Annotated in this window: 24 protein-coding genes and 1 tRNA gene; 17 read left to right on the top strand and 8 right to left on the bottom strand. The window is 64.4% G+C overall.

Features of this window, described 5'->3' with window-relative positions:
- Positions 1 to 3: 3 nt before the first annotated feature.
- Positions 4 to 1,305: an ATP-dependent protease ATPase subunit HslU gene (gene hslU, locus M2333_RS08685; protein WP_264569771.1), complete on the bottom strand. Its 1,302-nt coding sequence runs from the start codon at positions 1,303 to 1,305 to the stop codon at positions 4 to 6.
- A gap of 109 nt (positions 1,306 to 1,414) precedes the next feature.
- Positions 1,415 to 1,957: an ATP-dependent protease subunit HslV gene (gene hslV, locus M2333_RS08680; RefSeq protein ID WP_264612599.1), complete on the bottom strand. Its 543-nt coding sequence runs from the start codon at positions 1,955 to 1,957 to the stop codon at positions 1,415 to 1,417.
- 162 nt (positions 1,958 to 2,119) lie between these two features.
- On the opposite strand from hslV, the gene M2333_RS08675 reads away from it, so the two are divergent.
- Positions 2,120 to 2,659, top strand: coding sequence for a TIGR00645 family protein (locus M2333_RS08675; RefSeq protein ID WP_264611481.1), 540 nt, complete (start codon positions 2,120 to 2,122; stop codon positions 2,657 to 2,659).
- A 115-nt stretch (positions 2,660 to 2,774) separates the two neighbouring features.
- A tRNA-Val gene (locus M2333_RS08670) sits at positions 2,775 to 2,849 on the top strand.
- Between the two features lie 55 nt (positions 2,850 to 2,904).
- Here M2333_RS08670 and M2333_RS08665 read toward each other — a convergent pair.
- Both M2333_RS08665 and M2333_RS08660 read right to left on the bottom strand, forming a co-directional pair.
- Positions 2,905 to 3,378 (bottom strand): copper chaperone PCu(A)C, encoded by a 474-nt coding sequence (locus tag M2333_RS08665; protein WP_264584595.1) that lies wholly within the window; start codon positions 3,376 to 3,378, stop codon positions 2,905 to 2,907.
- A gap of 133 nt (positions 3,379 to 3,511) precedes the next feature.
- Positions 3,512 to 4,549 (bottom strand): glycosyltransferase family 4 protein, encoded by a 1,038-nt coding sequence (locus M2333_RS08660; RefSeq protein ID WP_264584596.1) that lies wholly within the window; start codon positions 4,547 to 4,549, stop codon positions 3,512 to 3,514.
- 301 nt (positions 4,550 to 4,850) lie between these two features.
- Here M2333_RS08660 and dnaK point away from each other — a divergent pair, with 301 nt between their 5' ends.
- From dnaK to M2333_RS08645, 3 genes are all read left to right on the top strand, one after another.
- Positions 4,851 to 6,758 (top strand): molecular chaperone DnaK, encoded by a 1,908-nt coding sequence (gene dnaK / locus M2333_RS08655; protein ID WP_181559100.1) that lies wholly within the window; start codon positions 4,851 to 4,853, stop codon positions 6,756 to 6,758.
- A 71-nt stretch (positions 6,759 to 6,829) separates the two neighbouring features.
- A complete protein-coding gene (dnaJ, locus tag M2333_RS08650; RefSeq protein WP_264611480.1) occupies positions 6,830 to 7,957 on the top strand; it encodes a molecular chaperone DnaJ in 1,128 nt (375 codons plus the stop codon).
- Between the two features lie 24 nt (positions 7,958 to 7,981).
- Positions 7,982 to 9,085, top strand: coding sequence for an acyltransferase family protein (locus M2333_RS08645; protein ID WP_264584598.1), 1,104 nt, complete (start codon positions 7,982 to 7,984; stop codon positions 9,083 to 9,085).
- Between the two features lie 26 nt (positions 9,086 to 9,111).
- Here the strand turns inward: M2333_RS08645 and M2333_RS08640 are convergent, their stop codons facing one another.
- Positions 9,112 to 9,837 (bottom strand): SDR family NAD(P)-dependent oxidoreductase, encoded by a 726-nt coding sequence (locus M2333_RS08640; RefSeq protein ID WP_264611479.1) that lies wholly within the window; start codon positions 9,835 to 9,837, stop codon positions 9,112 to 9,114.
- A gap of 17 nt (positions 9,838 to 9,854) precedes the next feature.
- The gene (purF, locus tag M2333_RS08635) at positions 9,855 to 11,318 is read right to left on the bottom strand and encodes an amidophosphoribosyltransferase (protein ID WP_181559103.1); all 1,464 of its coding nucleotides are present in this window, start codon (positions 11,316 to 11,318) and stop codon (positions 9,855 to 9,857) included.
- 235 nt (positions 11,319 to 11,553) lie between these two features.
- Between purF and M2333_RS08630 the strand changes: the two genes are divergently transcribed.
- From M2333_RS08630 to M2333_RS08585, 10 genes are all read left to right on the top strand, one after another.
- Positions 11,554 to 13,977: a membrane-bound PQQ-dependent dehydrogenase, glucose/quinate/shikimate family gene (locus tag M2333_RS08630; protein ID WP_264611478.1), complete on the top strand. Its 2,424-nt coding sequence runs from the start codon at positions 11,554 to 11,556 to the stop codon at positions 13,975 to 13,977.
- 169 nt (positions 13,978 to 14,146) lie between these two features.
- On the top strand, positions 14,147 to 15,262 hold the full coding sequence (gene rodA, locus M2333_RS08625) for a rod shape-determining protein RodA (RefSeq protein ID WP_264611477.1): 1,116 nt from the start codon (positions 14,147 to 14,149) through the stop codon (positions 15,260 to 15,262).
- 82 nt (positions 15,263 to 15,344) lie between these two features.
- On the top strand, positions 15,345 to 16,076 hold the full coding sequence (ccmC, locus tag M2333_RS08620; RefSeq protein WP_264611476.1) for a heme ABC transporter permease CcmC: 732 nt from the start codon (positions 15,345 to 15,347) through the stop codon (positions 16,074 to 16,076).
- Positions 16,077 to 16,086: 10 nt separating this feature from the next.
- Positions 16,087 to 16,218 carry a heme exporter protein CcmD gene (gene ccmD / locus M2333_RS08615; RefSeq protein WP_181559106.1) on the top strand — a complete coding sequence of 44 codons (132 nt, stop codon included), beginning with the start codon at positions 16,087 to 16,089 and terminating at the stop codon, positions 16,216 to 16,218.
- A gap of 1 nt (position 16,219) precedes the next feature.
- A complete protein-coding gene (gene ccmE, locus M2333_RS08610) occupies positions 16,220 to 16,699 on the top strand; it encodes a cytochrome c maturation protein CcmE (RefSeq protein ID WP_264611475.1) in 480 nt (159 codons plus the stop codon).
- A complete protein-coding gene (locus M2333_RS08605; RefSeq protein ID WP_264569782.1) occupies positions 16,696 to 18,657 on the top strand; it encodes a heme lyase CcmF/NrfE family subunit in 1,962 nt (653 codons plus the stop codon). Before ccmE ends, M2333_RS08605 begins: the two co-directional genes overlap by 4 nt.
- Positions 18,654 to 19,196 (top strand): DsbE family thiol:disulfide interchange protein, encoded by a 543-nt coding sequence (locus M2333_RS08600; protein WP_264611474.1) that lies wholly within the window; start codon positions 18,654 to 18,656, stop codon positions 19,194 to 19,196. Before M2333_RS08605 ends, M2333_RS08600 begins: the two co-directional genes overlap by 4 nt.
- Positions 19,193 to 19,615: a cytochrome c-type biogenesis protein CcmH gene (locus M2333_RS08595; protein ID WP_264576215.1), complete on the top strand. Its 423-nt coding sequence runs from the start codon at positions 19,193 to 19,195 to the stop codon at positions 19,613 to 19,615. The genes M2333_RS08600 and M2333_RS08595 overlap by 4 nt, the downstream gene beginning before the upstream one ends.
- Entirely contained in the window at positions 19,612 to 20,316 is a 705-nt protein-coding gene (locus M2333_RS08590; protein WP_264611473.1) for a tetratricopeptide repeat protein, read from the top strand. The genes M2333_RS08595 and M2333_RS08590 overlap by 4 nt, the downstream gene beginning before the upstream one ends.
- A gap of 102 nt (positions 20,317 to 20,418) precedes the next feature.
- Entirely contained in the window at positions 20,419 to 22,356 is a 1,938-nt protein-coding gene (locus tag M2333_RS08585) for a potassium transporter Kup (protein WP_264579391.1), read from the top strand.
- A gap of 227 nt (positions 22,357 to 22,583) precedes the next feature.
- Here the strand turns inward: M2333_RS08585 and M2333_RS08580 are convergent, their stop codons facing one another.
- Both M2333_RS08580 and M2333_RS08575 read right to left on the bottom strand, forming a co-directional pair.
- Positions 22,584 to 23,192 (bottom strand): nucleotidyltransferase family protein, encoded by a 609-nt coding sequence (locus M2333_RS08580; RefSeq protein WP_264611472.1) that lies wholly within the window; start codon positions 23,190 to 23,192, stop codon positions 22,584 to 22,586.
- On the bottom strand, positions 23,192 to 24,109 hold the full coding sequence (locus M2333_RS08575; RefSeq protein WP_264611471.1) for an XdhC family protein: 918 nt from the start codon (positions 24,107 to 24,109) through the stop codon (positions 23,192 to 23,194). The genes M2333_RS08580 and M2333_RS08575 overlap by 1 nt, the downstream gene beginning before the upstream one ends.
- Positions 24,110 to 24,254: 145 nt before the next feature.
- Here M2333_RS08575 and M2333_RS08570 point away from each other — a divergent pair, with 145 nt between their 5' ends.
- On the top strand, positions 24,255 to 24,728 hold the full coding sequence (locus tag M2333_RS08570) for a (2Fe-2S)-binding protein (RefSeq protein WP_181559114.1): 474 nt from the start codon (positions 24,255 to 24,257) through the stop codon (positions 24,726 to 24,728).
- A complete protein-coding gene (locus M2333_RS08565) occupies positions 24,725 to 26,962 on the top strand; it encodes a xanthine dehydrogenase family protein molybdopterin-binding subunit (protein WP_264611470.1) in 2,238 nt (745 codons plus the stop codon). The genes M2333_RS08570 and M2333_RS08565 overlap by 4 nt, the downstream gene beginning before the upstream one ends.
- Positions 26,963 to 26,991 lie beyond the last annotated feature (29 nt).

Here is a 26,991-nt window from a genome sequence, read left to right as displayed (position 1 = left end):
GGTTCAGAGGATATATTTGCTCAGGTCCGTGTTCTTGGCGATACCTGAAAGCTGGCGTTCCACATAGCCGGCATCGATGGTGATCGTCTCGCCCGCGCGGGTGTCCGCCTCGAAGCTCACATCCTCCAGCAATTTCTCCATCACCGTCTGGAGCCGGCGCGCCCCGATATTCTCGACCTGCTCGTTCACGTCGGCGGCGATCTTCGCGATCGCGCGGATACCGTCCGGCGCGAGCTGGATGGTTACGCCTTCCGTCGCCAGAAGCGCGGCATATTGCTCGGGCAGCGAGGCCTTGGTGTCGGAAAGGATCGCGACGAAATCCTCCTCAGTGAGGCCCTTCAATTCCACGCGGATCGGCAGGCGGCCCTGCAGTTCCGGCAGCAAGTCGCTCGGCTTGGCGACATGGAAGGCGCCCGAGGCGATGAACAGGATATGGTCGGTCTTGAGCGGGCCATATTTGGTGGCGACCGTCGTGCCCTCGATCAGCGGCAGCAGATCGCGCTGCACGCCCTCGCGGCTCACCGATCCGCCGCGCACATCGCTCACCGCGATCTTGTCGATCTCATCGAGGAAGACAATGCCGTTCTGCTCGGCCGAGGCGATGGCGACGCGGGCGACATCATCCTGATCGAGCCGCTTGTCCTGCTCCTCCTCGACCAGCTTGTCCCATGCATCGGCGACGCGCATCTTGCGACGCTTCTTCTGCTGCTGGCCGAGCGCCTTGGACATCATGTCCGACAGGTTGATCATGCCGATATTGCCACCCATGCCGGGGATTTCCATCGGCGCGGCGGGCGCGTCGGTCACCTCGACCTCCACCTCGACATCATTCATCTGGTCGCTCTCGATCCGCTGGCGGAAGGAGAGGCGGGTGGCCTCGCTGGCTTCCTTGCCGGTGAGCGCATCGAGCAGTCGGCCCATGGCCGCCTCGCTGGCCGCGCCGCGCACGGCCTCGCGCCGACGCTCGCGTTCGAGGCGCACGGCTTCCTCAACCAGATCGCGCACGATCTGCTCCACGTCGCGGCCGACATAGCCGACCTCGGTGAACTTGGTCGCTTCCACCTTGATGAACGGCGCATCGGCCAGCTTGGCGAGGCGCCGGCTGATCTCGGTCTTGCCGCAGCCCGTGGGGCCAATCATCAGGATGTTCTTGGGTGTCACCTCGTCGCGCAGCTCGGCGGGCAGCTTCTGCCGCCGCCAGCGATTGCGCAGGGCAACGGCGACAGCGCGCTTGGCCTCTGCCTGGCCGATGATGTGCGCATCCAGCGCGGTGACGATGGCTTTGGGGGTGAGATTGTCGTTCATAAGGGTGCTTTGAAATCCGTTCGTGTCGAGCGAAGTCGAGACACGTTGAGGCCGGTCTGTCCGTCTCTCGACTTCGCTCGAGACGAACGGGGTGAGGCGGGATGATGTGTCAGGTGGCGCTGTCCAGAGTCTCGATAGTCAGGCTGTCATTGGTGTAGACGCAGATTTCCGCCGCGATCTTCATAGCCTTGCGGGCGAGCGTCTCGGCGTCCTTCTCATAATCCTGCAGTGCCCGCGCGGCGGAGAGCGCGTAATTGCCGCCCGATCCGATCGCGGCGATGCCTTCCAGCGGCTCCAGCACATCGCCATTGCCGGTGAGGATCAGCGTCGTATCCTTGTCCGCCACGATCATCATGGCCTCAAGATTGCGCAGATATTTGTCCGTGCGCCAGTCCTTCGCCAGTTCCACGGCGGCGCGCATCAGCTGGCCGTTGTGGCGCTCCAGCTTGCTCTCCAGCCGCTCGAAGAGCGTGAAGGCATCGGCGGTGGCGCCGGCAAAGCCGCCGATCACGCTGCCATCATGCAGGCGGCGGACCTTGCGGGCATTGGGTTTCACGACCGTCTGCCCCATCGAGACCTGGCCATCGCCGATGACGACGACCTTTCCTGAAGCGCGGACGGAGAGGATGGTGGTGCCGTGCCAGACCGGCATGGCGCTGTGCTGGGTGTCTGCCATGCGCCGCGATATGGGTGAGGGGAACCAGCCATGCAAGCGGCAGCAGGTCGGTCGAGCGCGCGCAGCGTGCGATGATCACCGGGCGGCCACCAGAATCGGGGATGACAGGGCTTGGGCGGCCCATTATCTGGCGCCGCCATGACACCTGCCGATCCCAACGCTCCGCTCCGTCCGCTGCCGCTGCTGATCTTCGGGTCGCGCTGGCTTCAGCTCCCGCTGTATCTGGGCCTCATCGTCGCGCAGTGCGTCTATGTGTTCCTGTTCATCAAGGAGCTGATCCACCTCGTCCTCCACGCCTACGAGTTTACCGAGCAGCAGATCATGCTGATGGTGCTCGGGCTGATCGACGTGGTGATGATCTCCAACCTGCTGATCATGGTCATCGTTGGCGGCTATGAGACCTTCGTGTCCCGGCTCGGCCTGCAGGGCCATCGCGACCAGCCGGAGTGGCTCAGCCATGTGAATGCCGGCGTGCTCAAGGTGAAGCTGGCGATGGCGATCATCGGCATTTCCTCGATCCATCTCCTGCGCACCTTCATCGAGGTCGGGGCGATCGGCACGCCCGCCGCGCGCGTGACGAGCGAGGGCGTGATGTGGCAGGCGATCATCCACGGCCTCTTCATCATATCCGCCATCGGCATCGCCTATGTCGACCGGATGACGCAAACCAAGCACTGAAGGGCAGTGCGGTGTCGCGGCTGGCGGTCCCAAGGAATCGCATGGAAGGCCGATACAGCGGCTTGACATGCCGCCGCTCAGTCGCCAAAGCGCTCGCCTCCGCGATTGGATCGCCGGGCGCGTAGCTCAGTGGTAGAGCACACCCTTCACACGGGTGGGGTCGCAAGTTCAATCCTTGCCGCGCCCACCATCGCCTGAACAGCGATGTTAATCTCCATGTTTTATGCCTGAATAGACTGCCCAACTCAGTGGCCGCTATGGTCTTCCATGCCGGCCATCGCGCCCTCCGCGTCCGGCTGTTGCACGATGGCATCGGCGAGAATGCGCTGGCCATTGGAGAAGATGAAGGTGAACGTCATCTTCTTGTCCTCAAGCGCCTGCGGGTTGATCGACCACAGCATGAGGTGCTTGCCGCCCGGTTCGAACTTCACTGTCGCGCCGGCGGGCACGTCCACAGTCTTCACTGGGCGCATGGAGGCGACGCCGTCCTTGGTGCTGCTCTCGTGAATTTCCACACGCACGGCTTCGTCGGTCAGCACGTCGCGCAGCACGACATCATCGGCGCCGCCGTGGATCGTGAAATAGGCCGCCGAGGGGGCATTGGGATTGGGGTTGAGGCGCAGGAAGCCGCCATCGACATCCAGCGGCGGCGGGTCGCTGCAAGCGCCAAGCGTCGCCAGCATCGCGGCTGCCGTGAAGAGGGTGCGGGCCTTGAGCATTGCCGTTCTCCGGTCGTCTGTTTGGCTAACCCGATAGAGGCTGGGCCAGAGCATGCCAAGTGGGAGGGTTATTGGCCCCTGGCGATCGCGCTTTCGAGCCATCCGGCAACCAGCGTCGTAAGCGCTTCCTTGCTCAGCCGCTCGCGGGCCACGAGGGCCGCATTTGCACGATACGGCGAAGCAGTGGCTCGTCGGCCAGGGTCGCCATGACGAGGTCGGGCAGGGCGGCAGGGTCCGCATAGGTCATGAGATGCTCGCCGGGCACGAGCACACCTTCGTAGCCGCGCGCTGAATAGTCGCTTGCGATGACAGCGCAGCCATATTGGATGGCTTCTGCCAGCTTGATATTCGCGCCGTTGCCTGCTTCCGTGGAACTCAGGACAAGCGCAGCCTGAGCATATTCCTGCGCGATATCATCCACGAAACCGCCGCCGCTCAAGCCGCGCATCGGAGGGAATTCGTCCGTGCCCTGGCCGACGAGGCGCAGCGTGTAGCCCGCATCGTCCAGCCGGGCCGGAAGCCCGCTGCTTATGAGCGCCTCCATAGCCTCGCGATTGGGCTGCCAGTGGCGGGGCCCCACGAACAATATGTTGCGGCCACGCGGTTGCTCAGGATCCAGTGCGGCCTGAACCGTGCGGGATGCACCGGGAAGCAATTTGGGCTGCAGGCCCGGCGATGCGAGCACATCCCCCTCGTGCTTTGCAATGACGACGGTTTCCGCAAAGCGGCGCGCCCGGCGCCGCATGGCCATTTGCGTGAGCGGCCAGATCGCGCGTGCGAAGCTGCTGTCTGGCCAGAGCAGCGCATCCACATCAAGGATGCAGGGCGCCAGATCGAGCGGTGCGAAAGGCGCGGTTTTGAAAAAGCTGCAGATCGCCGCGTCAAAGGGAAACTCGCGATGAATGCCGTGAAGCAGGTCGTGGTAACGCCGCGCAGCCCGATAATAACCAAAGCTGCCCTGCCACCAGAGCCATTTCATGCGGTAGGCTCGATAATCGAAAGCCATGGGTGCGCTGTAGTCCGCGACGCTGGGCGCGCTGCCGGGCAACGCCATATGAAGTACGCGGCATTCGCCGATAGTCTCGATTGCCTCCTTCCACAATCTGATGCGCTGGCCCGTCCCGTAGTTGCTCGCAGGCAGGTCCTCGGTAATCAACAAAACTTTGATCATAGGCACCCGCATAGCATGGACAGAATGGCCAAATCGTGCCCGACGAGTGAGCCCCGCAGCTCACAATCGTCAGGCGCTTATTCGGAAGCAGCTATGAACGGTCAAATCACCCCTTAATTCGAGTGGCGTGTCGGTGTGCTTGCGTTTCCGTCCATAGGTAATTCACCGAGGCTCTTGTGACCCGAAAACACCCTCCTATATCGGCGCGGTCAACGGGGTGGTTTCGGCCTGAGTGCGGAGCCGCCCCGGCAGCGGCCCAATTCCGGGCGCTCAACTACACATGGGGTACAAGAGGGCAAATATGGCTAAGGTTATCGGTATTGATCTCGGCACCACGAACAGCTGCGTCGCCGTGATGGACGGCGGCAAGCCGAAAGTGATCGAGAATGCGGAAGGCGCGCGCACCACGCCCTCCATCGTGGCATTCGCCAAGGATGGCGAGCGGCTCATTGGCCAGCCGGCCAAGCGTCAGGCCGTGACCAATCCGGACAACACCGTGTATGCCGTCAAGCGCCTGATCGGTCGCCGGTTCGACGATCCGCTGACCAAGAAGGACATGGAGCTGGTCCCCTACAACATTGCCAAGGGTCCCAATGGCGACGCCTGGGTGAATGCTGGCGGGCAGGACTACAGCCCCTCGCAGATTTCCGCCTTCATCCTGCAGAAGATGAAGGAAACCGCCGAGAGCTATCTCGGTGAGACCGTGACGCAGGCCGTCATCACCGTGCCGGCCTACTTCAACGACGCGCAGCGCCAGGCGACCAAGGACGCCGGCCAGATTGCGGGCCTTGAAGTGCTGCGCATCATCAACGAGCCGACCGCGGCCGCGCTCGCCTATGGGCTTGAGAAGAGCGAAGGCAAGACCATCGCGGTCTACGACCTTGGCGGCGGTACCTTCGACATCTCGATCCTCGAGATCGGCGACGGCGTGTTCGAGGTGAAGTCGACTAACGGCGACACCTTCCTCGGCGGTGAGGACTTCGACTCCAAGATCGTCGAATATCTCGCTGATGGCTTCAAGAAGGATGAAGGCATCGACCTGCGCGGCGACAAGCTGGCGCTGCAGCGCCTGAAGGAAGCAGCCGAGAAGGCCAAGATCGAGCTCTCCAGCGCGCAGACGACGGAAGTGAACCTGCCGTTCATCACCGCCGATGCGACTGGTCCCAAGCACCTGGTCAAGACCATCACCCGTGCCGACCTTGAGCGGCTGGTCGAGGCGCTCATCAAGCGCACGCTCGAACCCTGCAAGAAGGCGATCGCGGACGCAGGCGTTTCCTCCAGCGAGATCAGCGACGTCGTGCTCGTCGGCGGCATGACCCGCATGCCCCGCGTGCGCGAAGTGGTGAAGGAGTTCTTCGGGAAGGAGCCGCACACCGGCGTCAACCCGGATGAAGTGGTCGCCATGGGCGCCGCCATTCAGGCCGGCGTGCTGCAGGGCGACGTCAAGGACGTGCTGCTGCTCGACGTGACGCCGCTGTCGCTGGGCATCGAGACGCTGGGTGGCGTGTTTACCCGCATGATCGATCGCAACACCACGATCCCGGCTAAGAAGAGCCAGGTCTACTCGACGGCTGATGACAATCAGCAGGCAGTGACCATCCGCGTCTTCCAGGGCGAGCGTGAAATGGCGGCGGACAACAAGCTGCTCGGCCAGTTCGATCTGGTCGGCATTCCGCCGGCACCGCGTGGCGTGCCGCAGATCGAGGTCACGTTCGATATCGACGCGAACGGCATCGTGAACGTGTCCGCCAAGGACAAAGGCACCGGCAAGGAGCAGCAGATCAAGATCCAGGCCTCTGGCGGTCTGAGCGATTCCGACATCGACCAGATGGTCAAGGATGCCGAGCGCTTTGCCGAGGAAGACAAGAAGCGTCGCGAGGGCGCCGAGGCGAAGAATAACGCCGAGAGCCTGATCCACACCACGGAGCGCCAGCTCGCCGAGCACGGCGACAAGGTGGACGAGGCGCTCAAGGGCGAGATCGAGGCGGCTGTCACGGCGGCCAAGAGCGCGGTCGAGGGCGGCGATGTCGAGGCCATGAAGACCAAGACCCAGGAACTGGCTCAGGTCTCCATGAAGCTCGGCCAGGCGATCTACGAGAAGGAGCAGGCTGCGGCCGCGTCTCCGGGCGCCGAAGGCACGGCCCAGAAGGCTGATGATGACGTCGTCGATGCCGAGTTTTCGGAAGTCGACGAAGACAATAAAGCCTGATTGAACGGAAATGACGCCCGGCCGGCCCATCAACTGGCCGGCCGGGCGATTGCTTGGGACTGCTGCGGGGCATGAGTAGCAAAATCGATTATTACGAGCTGCTCGAAGTCGAGCGGACGGCGGATGGCGCGACGATCAAGTCGGCCTATCGCAAGCTGGCCATGCAGTGTCATCCGGATCGCAATCCGGGCTGCAAGGAGAGCGAAGCCAAGTTCAAGGCGATCAACGAAGCCTATGACTGCCTGAAGGACGAGCAAAAGCGCGCGGCTTATGATCGCTTCGGCCACGCCGCCTTCGAGCAGGGCGGCATGGGCGGCGGACGCGGCGGACAGGCCGGCTTCTCCGATTTCTCCGATATTTTCGAGACGATCTTCGGCGATGGTTTTGGCGGCGGTGGCCGTCAACAGACGCGGCGCGGCGCGGACCTGCGCTACGACATGGAAATCTCGCTGGAAGACGCCTTCCATGGCCGCGACACGACCATCGAGATCGATGTTTCCACCCAGTGCGACGCCTGCGAGGGTAGCGGCGCTGAGCCTGGCACCAGCGTGGAAAGCTGTCCGACCTGCGGTGGCCACGGCAAGGTGCGGGCGCAGCAGGGCTTCTTCGTCATCGAGCGGACCTGCCCGAGCTGCCATGGCGCGGGCCAGCGGATCAAATCACCCTGTCGCGCCTGCCGCGGCGAGGGGCGCGTGGACAAGCGCCGTTCGCTGGACGTGAAGGTGCCGGCTGGCGTGGACGAAGGCACGCGCATTCGCCTGACCGGGCAAGGCGAGGCCGGACCGCGCGGCGCGCCGGCGGGCGATCTCTACATCTTCCTGCATGTGAAGCGGCACCAGATTTTCGAGCGGGACGGCACCAACCTGTTCTGCCGCGTGCCGATCAGCTTCACGCTCGCGGCCTTGGGCGGCACCATCGAGGTGCCCGGCCTGGACGGCGAGGATCATGAAATCCGCATTCCCGCCGGCATCCAGTCCGGCAAGCAACTGCGCCAGCGCGGCGCCGGTATGCCGGTGCTGAACGCACGCGGCCGGGGCGATCTCGTCATCCAGATCGAAGTGGAGACGCCCACCAAGCTCTCGGCCCGGCAGAAGGAACTGCTGGAGGAATTTCGCGCCACCGAGACCGGCGAGGAATGTCCGCAATCGAGCGGGTTTTTTAATAAAATTAAAAGTGTATGGAGCGATCTAACCGACTGACTTAGGGCTATCCGGGGGGATAAGTTGACTGATCAATCCCAGTTTTTAGGCAGTCGCCTAGTTCCTTCCAATATCCGGGTTAATAATTTTGATTTTTTGCGAATTTTTTTCGCAGTTGCAGTTGTTTGGTCGCACTCTTTCGCAATTTATTTTGGAACGGAAGATGGCGAGCCGATATCCATAATATTCAACGGCATATACAATGCCGGTAATATCGCGGTTAGAGCATTTTTCTGTATAAGCGGATTTCTCATCACTGCCAGTTATATTAAAAGTGATTCTAACTGGTCCTACCTTAAGAAAAGAGTGCTGAGGATATATCCTGGATATTTGGCTTGTATTTTTTTCTGTTCTTTTGTGGTTATACCGGTTTTTGCTACCCGGTATGACTTTGGGTGGCGCGAGCTACTGCAGACGTTGAGCAGCTCGCTGATCTTACGCGGTGCGTTTCCGCCGTCAGACGTGTTTAACGGTCATCCCGTGCAGGCGATCAATGGGGCGCTTTGGAGCATTCCGTTCGAGTTTTGGTGCTATATTGGAGTCGCTGGACTCGGCTTTCTAAAAGTTTTGCGGCGTCGCCAGCTCGTTCTGGCTGTCACCATACTTATAATTGGGTGCCGCGTCGTGCTCGACATAAAAGGGATGAAACCTGGTCTTGGGATCATCGGCAATGTGTTCGGGTGGCCATATCTGTGGACAGCAATGGCCCCTTGCTTCCTGTCTGGTATGCTGACGTTTCTCTATCAGGATCGCATCAGGCGAAGCCCAGTTTGGTTGATCGCCGCGATTTTCCTGCCTTTGGTGTTGGCGACGATATCAGCTGTTGCCGCTGAAGCCGTCTTTCCTTTCACCTTGGCCTATGTCGTTTTTTACGCGGCCTTCGGTTCTTTCAAGCTGCCTGATGCCAAGTTTGGCGACTGGAGTTATGGCACCTATTTGTACGGTTTCCCCATTCAGCAAATGCTATTGACCGCGGGCCTTCCCTTTTCGCTGTATGTTTGCAGCGCCATCACTGGGTCGTTGATAGCCGGCTTTTTGAGTTGGTGGCTCGTGGAACAGCACTTTATTGCCCGCCGAAAGAATAAGGCGGCAGAAAATTACGCGGCGATTCCATCGACGGTGGATTAGCCAGCCTCAACCGCCGGCCGCTACCATTACCGCGGCAGATCGACCCGCGTGCCGTCCGCCGCATCGCTGACCACCAGATCGGCAATCGCACGACCGACCACGTCCGGTGTCTTGAGCGTGGCCGGGTCTTCGCCGGGATAGGCGCGGGCGCGCATGGTGGTGCGGGTGGGGCCGGGGTTGACGATGTGGGTGCGGATCTTGGAAATCTTGGTGACTTCCTGCCCATAGGCGCTCACCAGCACGTCCTGCGCCGCCTTGGAGGCTCCATAGGCGCCCCAATAAGCGCGGGGCGCCGTCGCGACGCCAGTGGAGAGGGTTACGACGCGTGCGTCGCTGCTCTTGCGCAGCATGGGATCGAAGGCCGCGATCAACGCCTGAGTCGAGGCGATGTTGAGCGTGAGCAGCCGGGCAAATTCCTTGGTGTCGATGGCGGTCACGGCGGCAAGCGTGCCCAGCGTGGCAGCATTGAGCACTAGCACGTCGAGCGCTTCCCAGCGCCCGCTGATCGCCGTGGCCAGGCGCCCGATGCTCTCCCCGTCGGTCAGGTCCAGCGGGGCGATGGTGGCGCTGCCGCCAGCGGCGTGGATTTGCTCTTCCACCGCTTCAAGATCCGGCACGGACCGCGCGACCAGAACCACATGCGCCCCATCGCGCGCGAGTTCGATGGCGGTGGCCGCGCCGATGCCCCGGCTGGCGCCGGTGACGAGGGCAAGGCGCCCGGCCAGGGGCCGGTTGTCGGTCGTGTCGGTCATGCTGTCTCCGCTCCGGCTCAGACCACGCGTTCGCGCAGCAGTTCGAGCTGGTTCACTTCGGCCTGATCGTCGAAGTCGGTGAGGGTGGTGGGATAATCGCCGGTGAAGCAGGCATCGCAATATTGCGGCAGCTCATCGTTGCGGCGGGCCTCGCCGATCGCCCGGTAGAGGCCTTCGATCGACACGAAGGCGAGGCTGTCGGCATGAATGAACGAACACATCTGCGAGACGTCCATGCGATGCGCGAGCAACTTGGCGCGCTCGGGCGTATCGACGCCGTAGAAGCAGCTATGCCGGGTCGGCGGGCTGGCGATGCGCATGTGCACATCCTTGGCGCCGGCCTCGCGCATCATCTGCACGATCTTGAGGCTGGTGGTGCCGCGCACGATCGAATCGTCGATCAGCACGATGCGCTTGCCGGCGATCAGCGCCCGATTGGCGTTGTGCTTGAGCTTCACGCCCAGATGGCGAACCTTGTCGCCCGGCTGGATGAAGGTGCGGCCAACATAATGCGAGCGGATGATGCCCAGCTCGAACGGAATGCCCGATTGCTGCGCATAGCCGATGGCGGCAGGCACGCCGCTATCCGGCACGGGAATCACGAGATCGGCATCGACAGGGCTCTCGATGGCCAGCTGCGCGCCAATGCCCTTGCGGACCGAATAGACGCTGCTGCCGTCCACGATGGAGTCCGGCCGCGAGAAATAGACATGCTCGAAGATGCAGGGGCGGGCCTGCGCCGTCTCGCCAAAGGGGCGGTGCGAGCGGATTTCGCCGCCCTGCGTCACCACGATCAGCTCGCCGGGCTCGACCTGCCGGATATATTCCGCGCCGACCACATCGAACGCCACCGTTTCGGAGGCGAAGATGATCGCATCGCCCAGCCGGCCCATGACGAGCGGGCGGATGCCGAGCGGATCGCGGCAGGCGATCAGGCCCTCGCGCGTCAGGCAGATGAGCGAATAGGCGCCCTCGACCTGTTTGAGCGCATCGATGAAGCGATCGAGCAGGGTCCGGTAACGCGATTTGGCAACGAGGTGGATGATCACCTCGGTATCGCTGGTCGACTGGAAGATCGCGCCATCGCGCACCAGCCGCTTGCGCAGGTTCATCGCGTTGGAGATGTTGCCATTGTGAGCGATGGCGAAGCCGCCCGAGGACAGCTCGGCATAGAGCGGCTGGACGTTGCGCAGGGCGGTCTCACCGGTCGTCGAATAGCGCACATGGCCGCAGGCAACATGGCCGGCGAGTTGGCGGATCACATCGTCCTTGTCGAAGTTGCCCGCGACATGGCCCATGGCCCGGTGGGTGTGGAACTCCTCACCGTCCCAGCTGGTGATGCCGGCGGCTTCCTGCCCGCGATGCTGCAGGGCGTGAAGGCCCAGCGCCACCATGGCGGAGGCTGTGTCGGCGCCATATACGCCAAAAACGCCGCACTCTTCGCGCAGCTTGTCGTCATCAAATGGGTGCGTGGTCAGCATGGCTCTACTCATAGCCGACGGGGTGCGATTCCCGCCGCGTCGCGATCCTCGTTGCCGGCCATATAGGAGCGTCAAACTGCTTTGTCGCCCCATTGTCGCAAGAAAGGTGGTGAATGCCCCGGGTTGGGCGAAGGCAAACCCTCCATAAGCCCGTGAAGCTGCCAAAATTGGCGAAGGGCATAAAGTTCGGAACCATGCCACCCGGAGGCTGTTTCCCTTGCAAAAGGAGATCGCCATGCCGGTTGATTGGACGTCCCGCGCGCGTGCTCGCTCCCTCTTCGCAACCATCGTCGGCGCGATTATCGCGCTGGTCGGCCTTGTGCTGGCTATCGGCGGCGCATGGCTCGCGGTGCTGGGTGGCAGCCTCTATTACCTCATTGCCGGGGTGCTCCTCGGTCTGGCGGGCTTTCTCCTCATCCGACAGCGGGTGCTGGGCGTTTGGGTCTATCTCGCGGCTTATGGACTTTCGATCATCTGGGGGCTGGCGGAGGCCGGGCTCGATGGGTGGGCGCTGATTCCCTTTACCGTCGGTCCGACGGTGCTCCTGATTCTCGTGCTGCTGACCTTGCCGGCGCTTCAGCCCGAGCGTTGGCACTGGCGTTTGCCGGTCATCGCGAGCGTGGCAGCCGTGCTTGTGCTGGCCGTGGGTGGCGTGTTGATCTCCCGCCTCAACCTGCCGGACGTGGGCGCGATGCCGGCGCGGCTTGCCTCGACGGTGGCCGATCCCTCGCTATTGCGACCCGGGACGGACTGGCCGGCTTATGGCGGCAGTTACGCAGCGCAGCGTTATTCTTCGCTGGGCCAGATCACGCCGGCCAATGTCGGAAAATTGCAGCGCGCCTGGGTGTTCCACACCGGCGATCTGCCCGAGGATATGGCCGACAACAAATATGGCGCCGAAACGACGCCGCTGAAGGTCGGCAATACGCTCTATCTGTGCTCGGCCACTAATATTCTCATCGCGCTTGATCCGGCGACCGGTCAGCAGCGCTGGCGCTACGATCCCAAGGTCGACCATGCGTGGATTCCCTATACAGCGGCGTGCCGGGGCGTCGCTTATTATGCCGTGCCGCAAGCCACGGAAGGGCAGGCCTGCGCGACGCGGATCATCGAGGGTACGCTGGACGGGCGCCTGATTGCCGTGGATGCGCAGACCGGGCGGCCATGCGCCGACTTCGGCGAGAACGGCGCGGTCGATATCAAGCGCGGCATGGGCAAGGTGGTGCCGGGCATGGTCTCGATCACATCGCCGCCCACGATCGTGCAAGGCGTGATCGTGACCGGGCACCAAGTGCTGGATGGGCAAAAGCGCGATGCGCCGTCCGGCGTCATCCAGGGATATGATGCCGTCACCGGTGAGAAGCGCTGGGCTTGGGACATGCTCAATCCGGATTGGGCGGGCGATCCGCCGGCCGGGCAGGAATATGCGCGCGGCACACCCAATATGTGGACCATCGCCAGCGGCGATGAATCGCTGGGGCTGGTCTATCTGCCGATGGGCAATTCCGCGGTGGATTACTGGAGCGGGAGCCGCAGCCCGCAGGAAGACAATTTTTCTTCCTCGCTGGTTGCGCTGGACGTGACGACCGGCAAGCCGCGCTGGCGTTTCCAGACCGTGCATCGCGACGTGTGGGACTATGATCTCGGCGCGCAGGCCACGCTGGTCGATTTCCCGAATGGCTCCGGCACCGTGCCGGCGCTGATCCTGCCGAGCAAGCAGGGCGAAATTTACGTGCTGGATCGTCGCACCGGCCAGCCGATCTTCCCGGTGCAGGAGCGGGCGGTGCCGCGCACCGGTGTGGAGCCGCAGCGGCGCAGCCCTACCCAGCCTTATTCGACCTACCACACGCTTGCCTTCCCGGACCTCCAGGAAAGCGACATGTGGGGCATGTCCCCCATCGACCAGATGGTGTGTCGCATCCAATATCGGCAGGCGGAATATCGCGGGCGGTACACGCCTCCCACGGCGGACAAGCACTTCGTCGAATATCCGGGCTATAATGGCGGCACGGACTGGGGCGGCCTTGCCATCGATCCCGTGCGCGGCGTGATCCTCGCCAACTACAATAATATGCCCAACTATAATCGCCTGGTGCCGCGCGCCGAGGCGGACCGTAGGGGCTTCCCGGCGCCGCGTGGCGACGAGAAGGCGCGGGGCGGCAGCATGAGCGAGGGTGGCGGGCATGGCTCGCAAGACCCGCAGGCCGGCTCGCCTTATGCCATTTCGGTAAACGCAGGGTGGCGGCTTTCGCTGACTGGCCTGCTGTGCAAGCGCCCGCCTTATGGCGGTATCCGTGCGATCGACATGCGGACGGGCCAGACCATCTGGGATCGCCCCTTCGGCACCGCGCGGCGCAATGGCCCCTGGGGAATTCCGTCAATGCTTCCCATCAACATCGGCACGCCGAACAATGGTGGCGCAGTGGTCACGGCTGGCGGTGTGGCCTTCATCGCCGCAGCGACGGACAATCTGATCCGCGCCATCGACATCGAGACCGGCAAGACGCTCTGGCAGGATACACTGCCGGCGGGCGGTCAGGCGACGCCAAGCGTGTATGAGGTGAACGGAAAGCAGTATCTCGTCATCATGGCGGGCGGGCACCATTTCATGGAGACGCCGATTGGCGATGAAGTGATCGCCTACGCTTTGCCGGGATGAGAATGGGAGAAAACATGGCTTTGGCAGGTCGGGCGTGGCAAGCCCACTCGATCTGCCGAGCGCTTGCCTGAGGCGAAGGGGTGAAGCGCGTGCTTTCGCTGGAAGCAGAAAGGCATTAGGCGGGGAGGGCAACGTCGCCTTCCCAAACTTCGGTTCAAGATCCCGCCTCATGATGCTCGTGCATGTCCCGCCTGCGATCGCCAACCAGTCCTGGCGTGCCATCGGCATCGTGACGGCGCTCGCGGTGGTCGGCGCGCTCGCGCTTTATTCCATGGCGGGTGGTTCGATGGTGCCCTGGGCCGGCGCGCATCTGCTGCGCTTTGCGCTGTTTCTGATCCTGGCGCTGGTGATCTCCTACATCCCCTCCGAGCAGTTCAAGCCGCTGCTCGTCCCGGCCTATCTGGCGAGTCTCGCTCTGCTCATCATTGTGCTGATGATGGGCATCGTGGGGGGCGGGGCGCGCAGTTGGCTCAACCTCGGTTTCATGCAGTTGCAGCCCTCCGAGTTCGTGCGGCTGGCTGTGATCGGCATGGTGGCGCGATTCTACGAGATGTTGCCGCCCGCCGCGACGCGCTCCTTCACGGCATTATGGCCGCCGGTCGCGCTCACGGTGGTGCCCTTCGCGCTCATCCTGCTCCAGCCGGATCTCGGTACGGGCATGATGCTGGTGCTGTCCGTGGCGGTCGTGACCTTTCTCGCGGGATTGCCGCTGCGGCTCTACGCGGCAGCGGGCGCGGCGGCGATCGTGCTGATCCCGGTGATCTACAGCTTCCTGTTGCCGCACCAGCAGCGACGCGTGACGATTTTCATGAACCCGGAGGCCGATCCGCTGGGCGCGGGCTATCACATCACCCAGTCGGTTATCGCCATTGGCTCGGGCGGCTTCTTCGGCAAGGGCTATCTGCAAGGCAGTCAGAGCCATCTCCATTATCTTCCTGAGTCGCATACCGATTTCATTTTTCCGGCCATAACCGAGGAGTGGGGGCTGCTCGGCGCGACGGTCATCATCGCCTTGTTCTGGCTGCTGCTGCGCTGGGGCATGAACGTCGCGCGGGATGCTGCCAGCCGTTTCGACCAGCTGCTGGCGGCGGGGCTGACCTGCAGCCTGTTCCTCTACATCTCCATCAACATGATGATGGTCGTCGGCTTTGCGCCGGTCGTCGGCCTGCCTTTGCCGCTCGTCTCCTATGGCGGCTCCGCGATGCTCTCGATCATGATCTCGCTGGGGCTTTTGATGGGCATCGACCGCAAGACCCGCAAGCGCGCCAACCCCTATCTGCGCTGAGCGCGGCCGGGGTCACATTCGGCGTCACATTCTCTGGCCAAAGCCACTGGCGCGCCTGCCTCGCTGCCTCTAAAGGGGCGGGATGCACGTCCTTGCGAACCCGCGACGTTTCCTGGCGATTGCCGTGCCTGCGACGCCCTGGTGCTTCTGGGGCGGCATCCTCCTGATTCTCGCCGGTTGCTGGGCCGGGCTGTTCATGGCGCCGGCAGATTATCTGCAGGGGCACAGCTTCCGCATCCTCTACATCCACGTGCCGGCGGCCTGGCTGGGCATGGGCGGCTGGAGTGGCCTCACCATCGCGGCGATCATGCAGCTTGTCTGGCGCCACCCGCTGGCGAGTGTGGCAGGTCGGGCCATTGCTGTGCCGGGCGCGGTCTTCACCGCCCTGTGCCTCGCCACGGGATCGATCTGGGGCCGGCCCACCTGGGGGACCTGGTGGGAGTGGGACGGACGCCTGACCTCCATGCTGCTGCTGCTGTTCCTCTACATCGGCTATATTGCACTGGCGCGCGCCAGCGTGGAGCGGGGCGATGCCGGCGGCGTCAGCCGCGTGACGGCGATCTATGCGCTCATCGGCGCGCTCAATCTGCCGATCATCCATTATTCGGTCGTGTGGTGGAACAGTCTCCACCAGGCCAAGAGCATCAGCGTCGTGAGCATGAGCAGCAGCATCGCGCCGTCCATGCTCTGGCCGCTTGGCTTGACCGTGCTCGGCTTTACTCTTTGGTTCACGGCGATCGTGCTGCTGCGGATGCGGGCGATGCTGGCGGAAAATCGGATCGAGGCGCGGTTGCGCCGGATGTCGCGAGGCTGAGGGCATAATCATGAATCCCTGGCCTTTCGTGATTGCGGCTTATGGCCTCACCTTCGTTGCGACGGTTGCGACCAGCCTGTGGGCTTGGGCGCGCGCGCGGCAGGCGGAGCGCCGGGCGCGGGATTTGCTGGAGCGGGATTGAAATGGTTGCGGTGACGTCGAACAGAGCTGGCCCCAAGCGCAAGCATCAGCGCCTCATTCTCGTCGTGCTGGCGCTGGCGGCAATGATCGGCGGCGTGCTGCTGGCCATGTCCGCACTGCGCTCGCAGGCTGCCTATTTCTACACCCCCGCCGAAGCGCTGGCCGCCAAGGTCGAGCCGGGCCGCGCGATTCGTCTGGGTGGCATGGTCGAAGCAGGAAGCATCAAGCGCCACGCCAACGGGACGACGGTGGATTTCCGCCTGACTGACGGCAAGGCCACCGTGCCGGCTTCCTTCACCGGCATCACGCCCGACCTCTTTGCCGAGAACAGCGGCGCGGTGGCGGAAGGCGCCTTTGGGGAAGACGGCGTGTTCCGCGCGACCAACATCCTCGCCAAGCATGACGAACGCTACATGCCGCGCCAGATGGAGGGCATCAAATATGATCCGCAGACCCATCAGGTGGATGCAAGCGGCCAATGATCGCTGAAGCCGGCCTTGCCGCCCTGTGGCTCGCGGCCACGCTCGCCGGCCTGCAATTGCTGCTCGCCTGGTTGGCCGTTGCACGCGGCAATGCCGATGCGGCACGCTTCATCCGGCCGCTGGCGGTCGCGCAGGGCGTGCTGGCGGGTCTCGCCATGGCGCTGCTCATCGTCCTGTTCCTGATCTCCGACATGTCGGTCTATCTGGTCGCGGCCAACAGCCATTCGCTCAAGCCGTTCATCTACAAATTCGCCGGCGCCTGGGGCAATCACGAGGGCTCGATGCTGCTCTGGGTGGCGGTGATGAGCCTTGCCGGCGGCGCGGTGGCGCTGTTCGAGCGCAGCCTCGATCGCGCGACCCATTTCGCGACGCTCGGCGCGCAGGCGGCGATCAGCCTTGGCTTCTATGCCTTCCTGCTGTTTGCCTCCAATCCCTTCCAGCGCCTCAATCCCCCGGCGGTCGAGGGGCAGGGGCTCAATCCACTGTTGCAGGACCCCGGTCTCGCCTTCCATCCGCCGACGCTTTATTTTGGCTATGTCGGCCTGTCCGTGGCCTTCTCCTTCGCGGTGGGCGCGCTGCTCACCCGGCAGGTGGATGCCCGCTTCGCCCGTGCGATCCGGCCGTGGGTGCTGGGTGCCTGGGTCCTGCTGACCATCGGCATCGCTGCCGGCTCCTACTGGGCTTATTATGAATTGGGCTGGGGTGGCTGGTGGTTCTGGGACCCGGTCGAGAATGCCTCGCTCATGCCGTGGCTGGCGGCGACGGCGCTGCTCCATAGCGCTTCGGTCTTGGCTGCGCGCGATGCGTTGCGCGCCTGGACGGTGATGCTGGCAGTGGTCGCTTTCGCCATGTCGATGATCGGCACCTTCCTCGTGCGCTCGGGTATCCTGACCAGCGTCCACGCCTTCGCGGTCGATCCCACGCGCGGCAGCTTCATCCTCATTCTGCTCGGCCTCTATATCGGCGGCGCGCTCGCGCTGTTCGCTATGCGGGTCCACACGGTCAACGAGGGCGCCCGCTTCGATCCGCTGAGCCGCGAGGCGCTGCTCGTCGTCAACAATCTGCTGTTGTGCGTGATCCTGGGGCTGGTGCTCATTGGCACGCTCTACCCGCTGCTGACCGAGATGCTGGGCCAGAGCGTCTCTGTCGGTCCGCCCTATTTCAACGCGGTGATCGGTCCGATCACGCTGGTGCTGATGGCCGCGCTGGTCGTGGGACCACTGCTGCGTTGGCGGCGGGACGAGTCGGGCGCGGCGCTGCGGCGTTCGGCTCCCGCGATTGGCGCTGCCGTGGTTACGCTGATCGCCGTGCTGCTGTTTGCGGACCGCCCGATCGGCTGGTTGCCGCTGCTGGGCCTGGTCATGGCAGCCGCCGTTGCCGTGGCCAGCGTTGCGCCGCTCTGGAAGCGCCATCTGCGGCGCACGCCGATGTTCACTTATGGCATGGTGATCGCGCATCTGGGCTGCGCAGTCAGCCTGGCCGGCATGGCGAGCGAATCGGCCTTCTCATCCGAGCGGCTGGCGGCTGCAGCGCCGGGGGACTCTTTCGAGATCGCCGGCTACACCGTGACCATGGAAGGGGTGCGGCCCTATGCCGGGCCGAACTGGACGGCCATGGAAGCGCAGCTTGTCGTGCGGCGGGGCGACAAGGTGATCGGCACCGCGCGGCCGCAGGCCCGCTATTTTACCGATCCGCCGACGCCGACCAACGAGTCCGTCCAGCTCACCCGCTGGAACGGCCAACTCTATCTGGTGCTGGGTGAAGCGCTCGAAAATGGCCGTTGGCAGTTGCGCATCTGGTGGAAGCCGTTCGTCACGCTGATCTGGGGCGGCGCCGGCCTGATCGCGCTGGGTGGCGCGCTGGCGCTGGTCGGCCGGGTGCGGCGCGAGCGCAAGCAGGCGCGGATCGCGCGCGCATCTGGCGCCGCTGCGGAGCATCCGCAGGAGGCGCTGGCATGACGTTCGGCAAGCGCTCGCTCATCCTGTGGGTTCCGCTGATCGCCTATGTGATTTTCCTCGGCGTGGCCTCGCTCGGCCTCAACCGTGAGCAGCAGACGGTGGTGCAATCGCGGATGATCGGCAAGCCAGTGCCGCCAATGGACCTGCCGGCCGGCGCCTCCAGTCGCCCGACGCTCTCCACCAAGGCGATGGCGGACGGGCAGCCGCGGCTGCTCAACATCTTCGCCAGCTGGTGCGTGCCCTGCATCGCCGAGGCGCCGGTGCTCCTGCAACTCGCCCAGCGCGGCGTGCCGATCGATGGCGTCGCGATCCGCGATGCCCGGGCCGATGTGGACGACTTCCTCACGCGCCACGGTAATCCTTATCAGCGCATCGGGCTGGATGAGCGCAGTGCCCTGCAGTTCTATATGGGCTCTTCCGGGGTGCCGGAGACGTTCGTGGTCGATGGCAAGGGCATCATCCGCTATCAGCATATCGGCGTGATCGGCCCGCAGGATGTGGACATGATCCTCACCAAGTTGCGCGAGGCGCAATCATGAGAGGCGCGCTGATCCTGCCGGCGTTGCTCGCCATCCTACCAGCCCCTGTGTTCGCGCAGACCGCACTGCCGCCCGCACCCTATGCCAATCGCCAGCTCGACGATCCGGCGCTGGAGGCCAAGGCGACGGAGCTGATGCACACGATTCGCTGTCTGACCTGCCAGAGCCAGTCCATTGCGGACAGCGACGCGAGCATGGCGGCGGACCTGCGCTCGATCATCCGCGAGCGCATCGCCGCGGGCGAAGACCCTGAGGCCATTCGCGCCTGGCTCATCGAGCGCTATGGGGATTGGATCAGCTACAAGCCGACCGCCGACCCCATTCTCTGGCCGCTCTGGGCGGCACCGCTGATGCTGCTCGGCGCGGGCGGGGCGCTGGCATATGGGCGGATGCGCCGCCGCAAGGGAGCGAAGGCATGACCGGCCTGTTGATCGCAGCGGGCCTCGCGCTCATCGTCGGCGTCGGCATCATGCTTGGTGCACGCCTCCCGCTCCGCCATGCCGCGCCGGTTGCCACTGCGCTGCTGCTCGGCCTCGCCGGCTATGCCTGGCAGGGCAGCCCGGGGCTGGCCGACAAGCCGGTCGCGGCGAACGACTCGCGCGTGAAGTTCGATGAGGCGCTGGCCAAGAAGCGCTCGGAAATCGGCGAGCGGCTGACGGGTGCGACGAAATGGCTTGTCGTGTCCGACGCGCTCGCCCGCAAGGGCAACACCGCCGGCGCCGCCAATGTGCTGCTCTCGGGCCTGAAAGAATATCCCGATGACGCGAACATCTGGGTGGGGCTGGGCAATGCGCTGGTCGCGCATGGCAATGGCACGCTGACCCCGGCGGCGGATTATGCCTTCGCGCAGGCCCTGCATTTCCAGCCGGACGGCGTTTCTCCCAATTATTTCTATGGGCTTGCCCTAGCGGAATCGGGTCAGTTCGACCGCGCGCGTGATGTCTGGCTGAAGCTGGCAGCGCGCCTGCCGGAGGATTTCGAGCTGCGTGAGGAGCTGATCCGCAACGTGGCGTTGCTCAATGCGCTCATCGAGCGGCGCGATGCCATGGCGCAGGGTGGCCCATCTCAGGGCGATGCCCCGCAGGCTGGGGCGCCCCAAAGCGGAAATGCCGGCCCCTGATGGTGCGTTGCGTGCCTCTCGACGAAGTGCTAGGGCGCCGCCCGTTCAGGGCAGGGCCTGGGCAAGGGAAGCGCGATTGATGATTGCGAGTCAGGCGGGGAAGTGAGCCCCACCGAACAGCCACGAGACTTTGCGGCGGGGAATCCTGCGGCCGCCGGTCATGGGCATGGCCCGGACAGCCTGCGCAAGATGGCGCTGGCGGCGATGGGTATTGTCTTCGGCGATATCGGCACCAGCCCGATCTACGCCTTCCGCGAGACGTTCGCGGGGCATCACCCGCTCGCGCCTGATGCGCTGCATATCTACGGCGTGCTCAGCCTGATCTTCTGGTCGATGATGATCGTCGTGACGATCAAATATGTCTCGATCATCATGCGGGCCGACAACAAGGGGCAAGGCGGCAGCCTGGCGCTGCTCGCGCTGGTGAACCGCCGCAGCGGTCGCAAGCGCTGGACCGGGCCGATCGTGATCCTCGGCGTCTTCGCCACGGCCCTGTTCTACGGCGATTCGATGATCACCCCGGCCATGTCCGTGCTGTCGGCATCCGAAGGTCTCATCACCGTCAATGCGCATTTTGCGCCGCTGGTGCTGCCGATCTCGGTGGCAATCCTCATCGGCCTGTTTGCCATCCAGTCGCGCGGAACGGCGCGGGTCGGCCAGCTGTTCGGGCCGATCATGCTGGTCTATTTCGCGACGCTGGCGGGCCTTGGCATCATGCATATCGCCACCGATCCCGCGATCCTGCTGGCGCTCAATCCCTGGTATGCCTTCCAGTTCTTCCTGACCGACAAGTTGCTGGCCTTCCTTGCGCTCGGCTCCGTCGTGCTCGCCGTCACCGGCGCGGAAGCGCTGTATGCGGATATGGGGCATTTCGGGCGCAACCCGATCCGGGTCTCCTGGCTGTTCTTCGTGCTGCCCGGCCTCATGCTCAATTATCTGGGGCAGGGGGCGTTCATCCTTTCGCTGCCAGCCGATCAGGTGGATCACGCGATCCGCAACCCCTTCTTCCTGCTGGCGCCGGAAAACTTCCGCCTGCCGCTCGTCATCCTCGCTATTGTCGCGACGATCATTGCCAGCCAGGCCGTCATTACCGGCGCCTTTTCGCTCACCCAGCAGGCGATCCAGCTCGGCTTCATTCCGCGCCTCAAGATCAAGCACACCAGCGCCAGCGCGCAGGGGCAGATCTACATCCCGGTCATCAACTGGGGCCTGATGGTGATGGTCATCCTGCTGGTGCTCTCGTTCCGCTCCTCCAGCAATCTCGCCGCGGCCTATGGCATCGCGGTGACGGGCGCGATGTTCATCGACACCTGCCTCCTTGCGGTGTTGCTGCTCTCGCTGTGGAAGTGGAACCGCCTGCTGGCCTATGGCGCGCTTGCGATCTTCTTCATCGTGGACATCGCCTATTTCGGCGCCAATCTGACCAAAGTGCCGGATGGCGGCTGGTTCCCGCTGCTGGTCGGCCTGGTGATCTTCACCATGCTCACCACCTGGGCCAAGGGCCGTGGGCTGATGGTCGATCGCCTGAGCGAAGCGGCCATGCCGATCCCGGTCTTCGTCGCCTCAGCCGCCAACAGCGCAGTGCGGGTGCAGGGCACGGCGGTGTTCATGACCTCCACCTCGGACGGCGTGCCCCATGCGCTGCTGCATAATCTCAAGCATAACAAGGTGCTGCACGAGCGGGTGGTGCTGCTGACGGTCAAGGTGCTCGATGTGCCGACCGTCGATGCCTCCTATCGCTATCAGGTCGAGGATCTCGGGCGCGGCTTCTATCGCGTGCTGATCCATTACGGCTTCATGGAAGAGGCCGACGTGCCCGCTGCACTGGCGATGGTGGAAGGCTGCGGCCAGCCTTTCCGCATGATCGAGACGAGCTTCTTCCTCACCCGCCAGACCCTGCTGCCGGCCGCCCGACCCGGCATGCCGATCTGGCGCGAAAAGCTCTTCGCTTGGATGCTGCGCAACGCGGAAAGCCCGATGGAGTTCTTCCGCCTGCCGACCAACCGCGTGATCGAACTGGGTAGCCAGCTGGAGATTTAAGGGGGGCATCGAGAGGGCATCGCTCCGCAACTCGAGATTTCTCTCGTGCTCCTGCGAAGGCAGGAGCCCAGGGCGATAAAGCGCTTAAATCAATCAGCCGACTTGAACCCGATACGCTCGGCATTTGCGCGAACTTTCTCTATACGTCGCCGTGGTTCTCGAACGCCCTGGGCTCCTGCCTTCGCAGGAGCACGGGGAGGGTGATGCTGCCGGGATTGAGAGTGCGCTCAGTCCGGAGCTTTGCTCTCCGTGTTCGTAACCATCGCCCGCGCCCACGCGAGGTCTTCCGGCGTATCGATATCCAGCAGCAGCCGTGCGTCGGCGTTCATCAGCGCAGCCCCTGTGGCGAGGCCCCGCGCACCCCGATCTCCTTCGAGCGCTTGGAGATCAGCGAAAGCCCGCGTCGGAAACAGCGCGGGCGGTTGTGCAACGCCTTCGGGCGAACAGGAGAAGACAGCGGACGCTCGATCCGTCGCAAACTGCCCAAGCACCGCGTCCAGATGCTCGGCCGTAACGAACGGCATATCCGCGAGCAGCACCAGCAACGCTGAGGCCCTCACGTCCTGCGCCGCCCTCGCCGCCAGACCCAAAGAGTGCGCCATCCCAGCTTCTGGCCGAGAATTGACGACCAGCCGATATCCCGGCGCATGGCTTGCCCAGTCCACGCCTGCCGGCGCCACCAGCAGATGATGCGCCGCCTTCACGGTCCGCCCTGCCTCAGCCGCCCAGCCGATCAGCGCGCGTCCGCCAAGGTCCGCCACCAGCTTGTCCGCCGTGCCGAAGCGCGTCGAGCGCCCCGCCGCGAGCAGCGCGACGGCGAGGCCGGGCAGCGCCATCAGCGCGTGCCGCGAAAGGCCGCGACCATGCCGGCGGCGATGGAGAGGGCAATCTCCTGCGGACCAAGGCCGCCGATCGGCAGGCCGGCCGGCCCGTCCACCCGGCGCAGGTCATCCGCGCTCACCCCAGCCGCCGCCAGCCGCTCCAGCCGCCGCCCATGATTGGCACGTGATCCGAGCGCGCCGATATAGCCCGTCGACTGCGCCAGCGCCGCGATCAGGGCCGGGTCATCGATCTTGATGTCGTGGCTGAGCGTGACCACCGCGCAGGCGGCATTCGGCGCGAAGCTGGCGACGGCCTCGTCCGGCCAGGCGTCAGTCAGCGTCACGCCGGGGAAGCGCTCGGCGCTTAGGAAGCGTTCGCGCGGGTCGTTGACCGTCACCGCCATTCCGAGCGTCTGCGCGATGGCCGCGAGCGCCTGGCCGATCTGCACCGCGCCGACGATCAGCAGCTTGCGCGCCGGCTCATAGAGATTGACGAATTGCCCCGCCTGCGTCCCCAGCCGCGCCTTGCCGGTCGCAAGGTCGGTGGAGATCGCGACCGCCTTGCCTGCCGCGCGGCCCTGCGCGATTGCCTCGAACAGCGTTGGCGCAAAGCCCACCTCACTCACCGGCTGGACCAGCACACCGATCTGCCCGCCGCAGGGCAGGCCCGGCTCCCATATGCTGGGGTCTGTGCTGCCGAAATAGCGCAGGCCGGTCTCGCCCTTCGTGAGCGCGCGCTCGGCCATGGCGAACACGTCATATTCCACGCAGCCGCCCGAGATCGATCCGGCAAAGCGTCCATCCGCCGCGATGAGCATATGCCCGCCGCGCGGCCTTGGCGCGGAGCCGGAGGCTTCCACGACGGTGGCGAGCGCCATGGGCTGGCCGGCCCAGTCGCGCGCGGCGGCGATGATGGCATCGATATCGTTCAAGCGCTGGTCCTGTATCGGCGTGAGGGCAGGGGAGCCGCTGCCATCTCTCGCCAGCCTCATTATTGCAAGCCTACGGACATTGACAACCGGGCGAGAGCAACGGCAATGTCGCTGTTCATCGAGACATTGCGGAGGGAGAAGCGGCATGGCCACCGAACTGATGGTCAACGGGCAAAAAAGGCAGGTCGAATCCGACCCCAAGAAGCCGCTGCTCTGGGTACTTCGTGAAGATCTGGACATGGTCGGCACCAAGTTCGGCTGCGGCATGGCCCTGTGCGGCGCCTGCACGGTGATGATCGACGGGCAAGCCGTGCGCTCCTGCACCACGCCGGTCGGCACGGCAGCGGGCAAGCAGATCACTACTATCGAGCATGTCGCGACGACGCCGGTCGGCAAGGCCGTGAGCGAGGCGTGGACCCAGCTCGACGTGCCGCAATGCGGTTACTGCCAGGCCGGGCAGATCGTCTCCGCGACGGCCTTGCTCGCCAAGACGCCCAAGCCCACCGATCAGCAGATCGATGCGGCGATGAGCGGCAATATCTGCCGCTGCGCGACCTATTTGCGCATCCGCAAGGCCATCAAGCAGGCGGCCGGCCTTGAAGAGGGAGCCGCCGCATGAACGCGCCCCTCAACATGAACCGCCGCGGACTGCTCAAGGCGACGCTGGTCGGTGGCGCGGTGCTGGCCTTCGACGCCCGCTTCGCCTTCGCGCAGGCGCCGGGCGAGAAGGCGGTCATCATCAACGCCTATATCCGCGTACTGCCGGACAACCGCTTCGTCATCGGCTCCAAGAACCCGGAGATCGGCCAGGGCGTCAAGACGATGCTGCCGATGCTCATCGCCGAGGAACTGGATGTCGACTGGACGCAGGTCACGGCCGAGACGACCATCGCCGAAGAAAAGACCTACGGTATGCAGGTAGCTGGCGGCAGCTTCACCACGCCGATGAACTACATGCCCATGCGCCAGATCGGCGCGGCGGCGCGGCAGATGTTCATCAAAGCGGCGGCAGCGCGCTGGGGCGTGCCGGAAGACACGCTCACCACCGGCGGCGGGCGCGTTTCGCAGACATCCGGCTCGGCCACAGCCAAGCACAGCGTGACCTATGCCGAGCTGGCGGCGGAAGCCGCGAAGATCGCGGCGCCGGACCTCAAGACCGTGCCGCTCAAAGACCCGGCGAGCTTCAAGATCATCGGCAAGTCCAAGATCGGCGTCGATACGCCGGCCATCGTGGCGGGCAAGCCGCTGTTCGGCATCGACGTGAAGAAGCCCGGCCTGCTCCATGCCGCGATCGAGGCGTGCCCGGCTTATGGCGGCACGCTCACCAGCTTCGATGAGGCGGCGGTGAAGGCGCTTCCCGGCATCATCGCCGTGGTGCCGCTCAACAGTGGCTATAATCCCAAGGGGCCGAACGATGCGGTGGCTATCGTGGCGGAAAGCTGGTGGGTCGCCAATCAGGCACGCTCGGCGCTGAAGCCGGTGTGGAATATGGAGGCGCAGAAGCGCTTCTCCAGCGCGGCGTTCAAGGCTTCGGCCGAAGCCAAGATGGCGGCTGCGCCGGAAGGCTCGATCCACAAGGCAGGCGATGCCGCCAAGGCCATGGCCAGCGCGGCAAAGACCGTCACGGCGCGTTACGAATATCCCTACATCGCCCACGCCACGCTTGAGCCGCAGAACTGCACCGCGCTGTTCAAGGACGGCAAGATCGAGTTCTGGGCACCCACCCAGCTCCCCGCCGACGGGCGCAAGGTCGTGTCAGAGGCGCTTGGCATCGCGCCCGAGGCGATCACCATTCACATGACGCGCATTGGTGGCGGCTTCGGCCGGCGACTGATGAACGATTACATGGCGCAGGTCGCCCAGATCGCCAAGGCGCTGCCCGGTCGGCCGATAAAGATGATCTGGACGCGCACCGACGATCTGCGTCACGATTTCTTCCGGCCCGGCGGCTGGCATGATTTCAAGGCGGGCATCGATGGCTCGGGCAAGCTCGTGGCCTTCACCGACCATTTTATCACCTATGGCAAGGAGGGCAAGCCGGACACCGGCGCCGCCATGACCGCGACGGAATTTCCGGCGCCTCTGCTAGCGGATGTCGATCTCTCGGTCTCCTATGTCGAAAGCAACCTGCCGACGGGCTATCTGCGCGCGCCGAGTTCCAATGCGCTGGCCTTTGCGTTCCAGAGCTTCCTCGATGAGGTGGCGCTGGCCGGCGGTCTCGACCTGCCCGAGCTGATGCGCCGCACGCTGGGCGAGGCGCGGCTGATGAAGCATGGCAACCGCCCCGGCATGGATGGCAGCGTGCCCGAGTTCAACACGGGCCGTGCCCGCGCGGTGATCGACAAGGTCTGCCAGATGGCGGACTGGAAGGGCCGCACCGGCGGGGATGCTGGGGACGGCGTGCGCAAGGGCCGGGGCTTTGGCTTCTATTACAGCCATCGCGGCTATTTCGCCGAAGTGGTGGACGTGACCGTCGCCAAGACCGGCAAGGTGAGCGTCGACAAGGTCTGGGTCGCGGGCGATGTCGGCCGGCAGATCATCAACCCCATCAACGCGCTCCATCAGGCGCAGGGCGCGGTGATCGACGGGCTGGGCCAAGCGCTGTCCGGCCAGAAGATCGAGATCAAGGATGGCGCGGCCAACCGCACCAACTTCCATGATTACCCGCTGCCCCGCATCGTCGATGCACCGGCGGACGTGGTGGTCGAATGGGTGATCTCGGACAATGATACGACCGGCCTCGGTGAACCGGCTCTGCCGCCGGTGATCCCGGCGATCATCAACGCCATCTTCGCCGCCACGGGCAAGCGCATCCGCTCGCTTCCCGTGGTGCCGGCGGATCTGGCGGTCTGAGGAAAAGACGGAGGGAGGAGGTCTCTTCC

The organism is Sphingobium sp. B11D3B (genome assembly GCF_025961735.1).
Taxonomy (GTDB): Bacteria; Pseudomonadota; Alphaproteobacteria; order Sphingomonadales; family Sphingomonadaceae; genus Sphingobium.
Note: the sequence above shows the minus strand (reverse complement) of the source record. Positions and strands in the feature narration are given on the sequence as shown.

Coding starts and splice junctions, on each gene's coding strand:
- M2333_RS08595 (WP_264576215.1), top strand. CDS start 19,193: ATGAGAGGCGCGCTGATCCTGCCGGCGTTGCTCGCCATCCTACCAGCC.
- M2333_RS08605 (WP_264569782.1), top strand. CDS start 16,696: ATGATCGCTGAAGCCGGCCTTGCCGCCCTGTGGCTCGCGGCCACGCTC.
- M2333_RS08630 (WP_264611478.1), top strand. CDS start 11,554: ATGCCGGTTGATTGGACGTCCCGCGCGCGTGCTCGCTCCCTCTTCGCA.
- ccmD (WP_181559106.1), top strand. CDS start 16,087: ATGAATCCCTGGCCTTTCGTGATTGCGGCTTATGGCCTCACCTTCGTT.
- ccmE (WP_264611475.1), top strand. CDS start 16,220: ATGGTTGCGGTGACGTCGAACAGAGCTGGCCCCAAGCGCAAGCATCAG.
- M2333_RS08660 (WP_264584596.1), bottom strand. CDS start 4,549: ATGATCAAAGTTTTGTTGATTACCGAGGACCTGCCTGCGAGCAACTAC.
- hslV (WP_264612599.1), bottom strand. CDS start 1,957: ATGCCGGTCTGGCACGGCACCACCATCCTCTCCGTCCGCGCTTCAGGA.
- hslU (WP_264569771.1), bottom strand. CDS start 1,305: ATGAACGACAATCTCACCCCCAAAGCCATCGTCACCGCGCTGGATGCG.
- M2333_RS08600 (WP_264611474.1), top strand. CDS start 18,654: ATGACGTTCGGCAAGCGCTCGCTCATCCTGTGGGTTCCGCTGATCGCC.
- M2333_RS08675 (WP_264611481.1), top strand. CDS start 2,120: ATGACACCTGCCGATCCCAACGCTCCGCTCCGTCCGCTGCCGCTGCTG.
- dnaK (WP_181559100.1), top strand. CDS start 4,851: ATGGCTAAGGTTATCGGTATTGATCTCGGCACCACGAACAGCTGCGTC.
- purF (WP_181559103.1), bottom strand. CDS start 11,318: ATGCTGACCACGCACCCATTTGATGACGACAAGCTGCGCGAAGAGTGC.
- M2333_RS08580 (WP_264611472.1), bottom strand. CDS start 23,192: ATGGCGCTGCCCGGCCTCGCCGTCGCGCTGCTCGCGGCGGGGCGCTCG.
- M2333_RS08590 (WP_264611473.1), top strand. CDS start 19,612: ATGACCGGCCTGTTGATCGCAGCGGGCCTCGCGCTCATCGTCGGCGTC.
- M2333_RS08640 (WP_264611479.1), bottom strand. CDS start 9,837: ATGACCGACACGACCGACAACCGGCCCCTGGCCGGGCGCCTTGCCCTC.
- rodA (WP_264611477.1), top strand. CDS start 14,147: ATGATGCTCGTGCATGTCCCGCCTGCGATCGCCAACCAGTCCTGGCGT.
- dnaJ (WP_264611480.1), top strand. CDS start 6,830: ATGAGTAGCAAAATCGATTATTACGAGCTGCTCGAAGTCGAGCGGACG.
- M2333_RS08665 (WP_264584595.1), bottom strand. CDS start 3,378: ATGCTCAAGGCCCGCACCCTCTTCACGGCAGCCGCGATGCTGGCGACG.
- M2333_RS08565 (WP_264611470.1), top strand. CDS start 24,725: ATGAACGCGCCCCTCAACATGAACCGCCGCGGACTGCTCAAGGCGACG.
- ccmC (WP_264611476.1), top strand. CDS start 15,345: ATGCACGTCCTTGCGAACCCGCGACGTTTCCTGGCGATTGCCGTGCCT.
- M2333_RS08570 (WP_181559114.1), top strand. CDS start 24,255: ATGGCCACCGAACTGATGGTCAACGGGCAAAAAAGGCAGGTCGAATCC.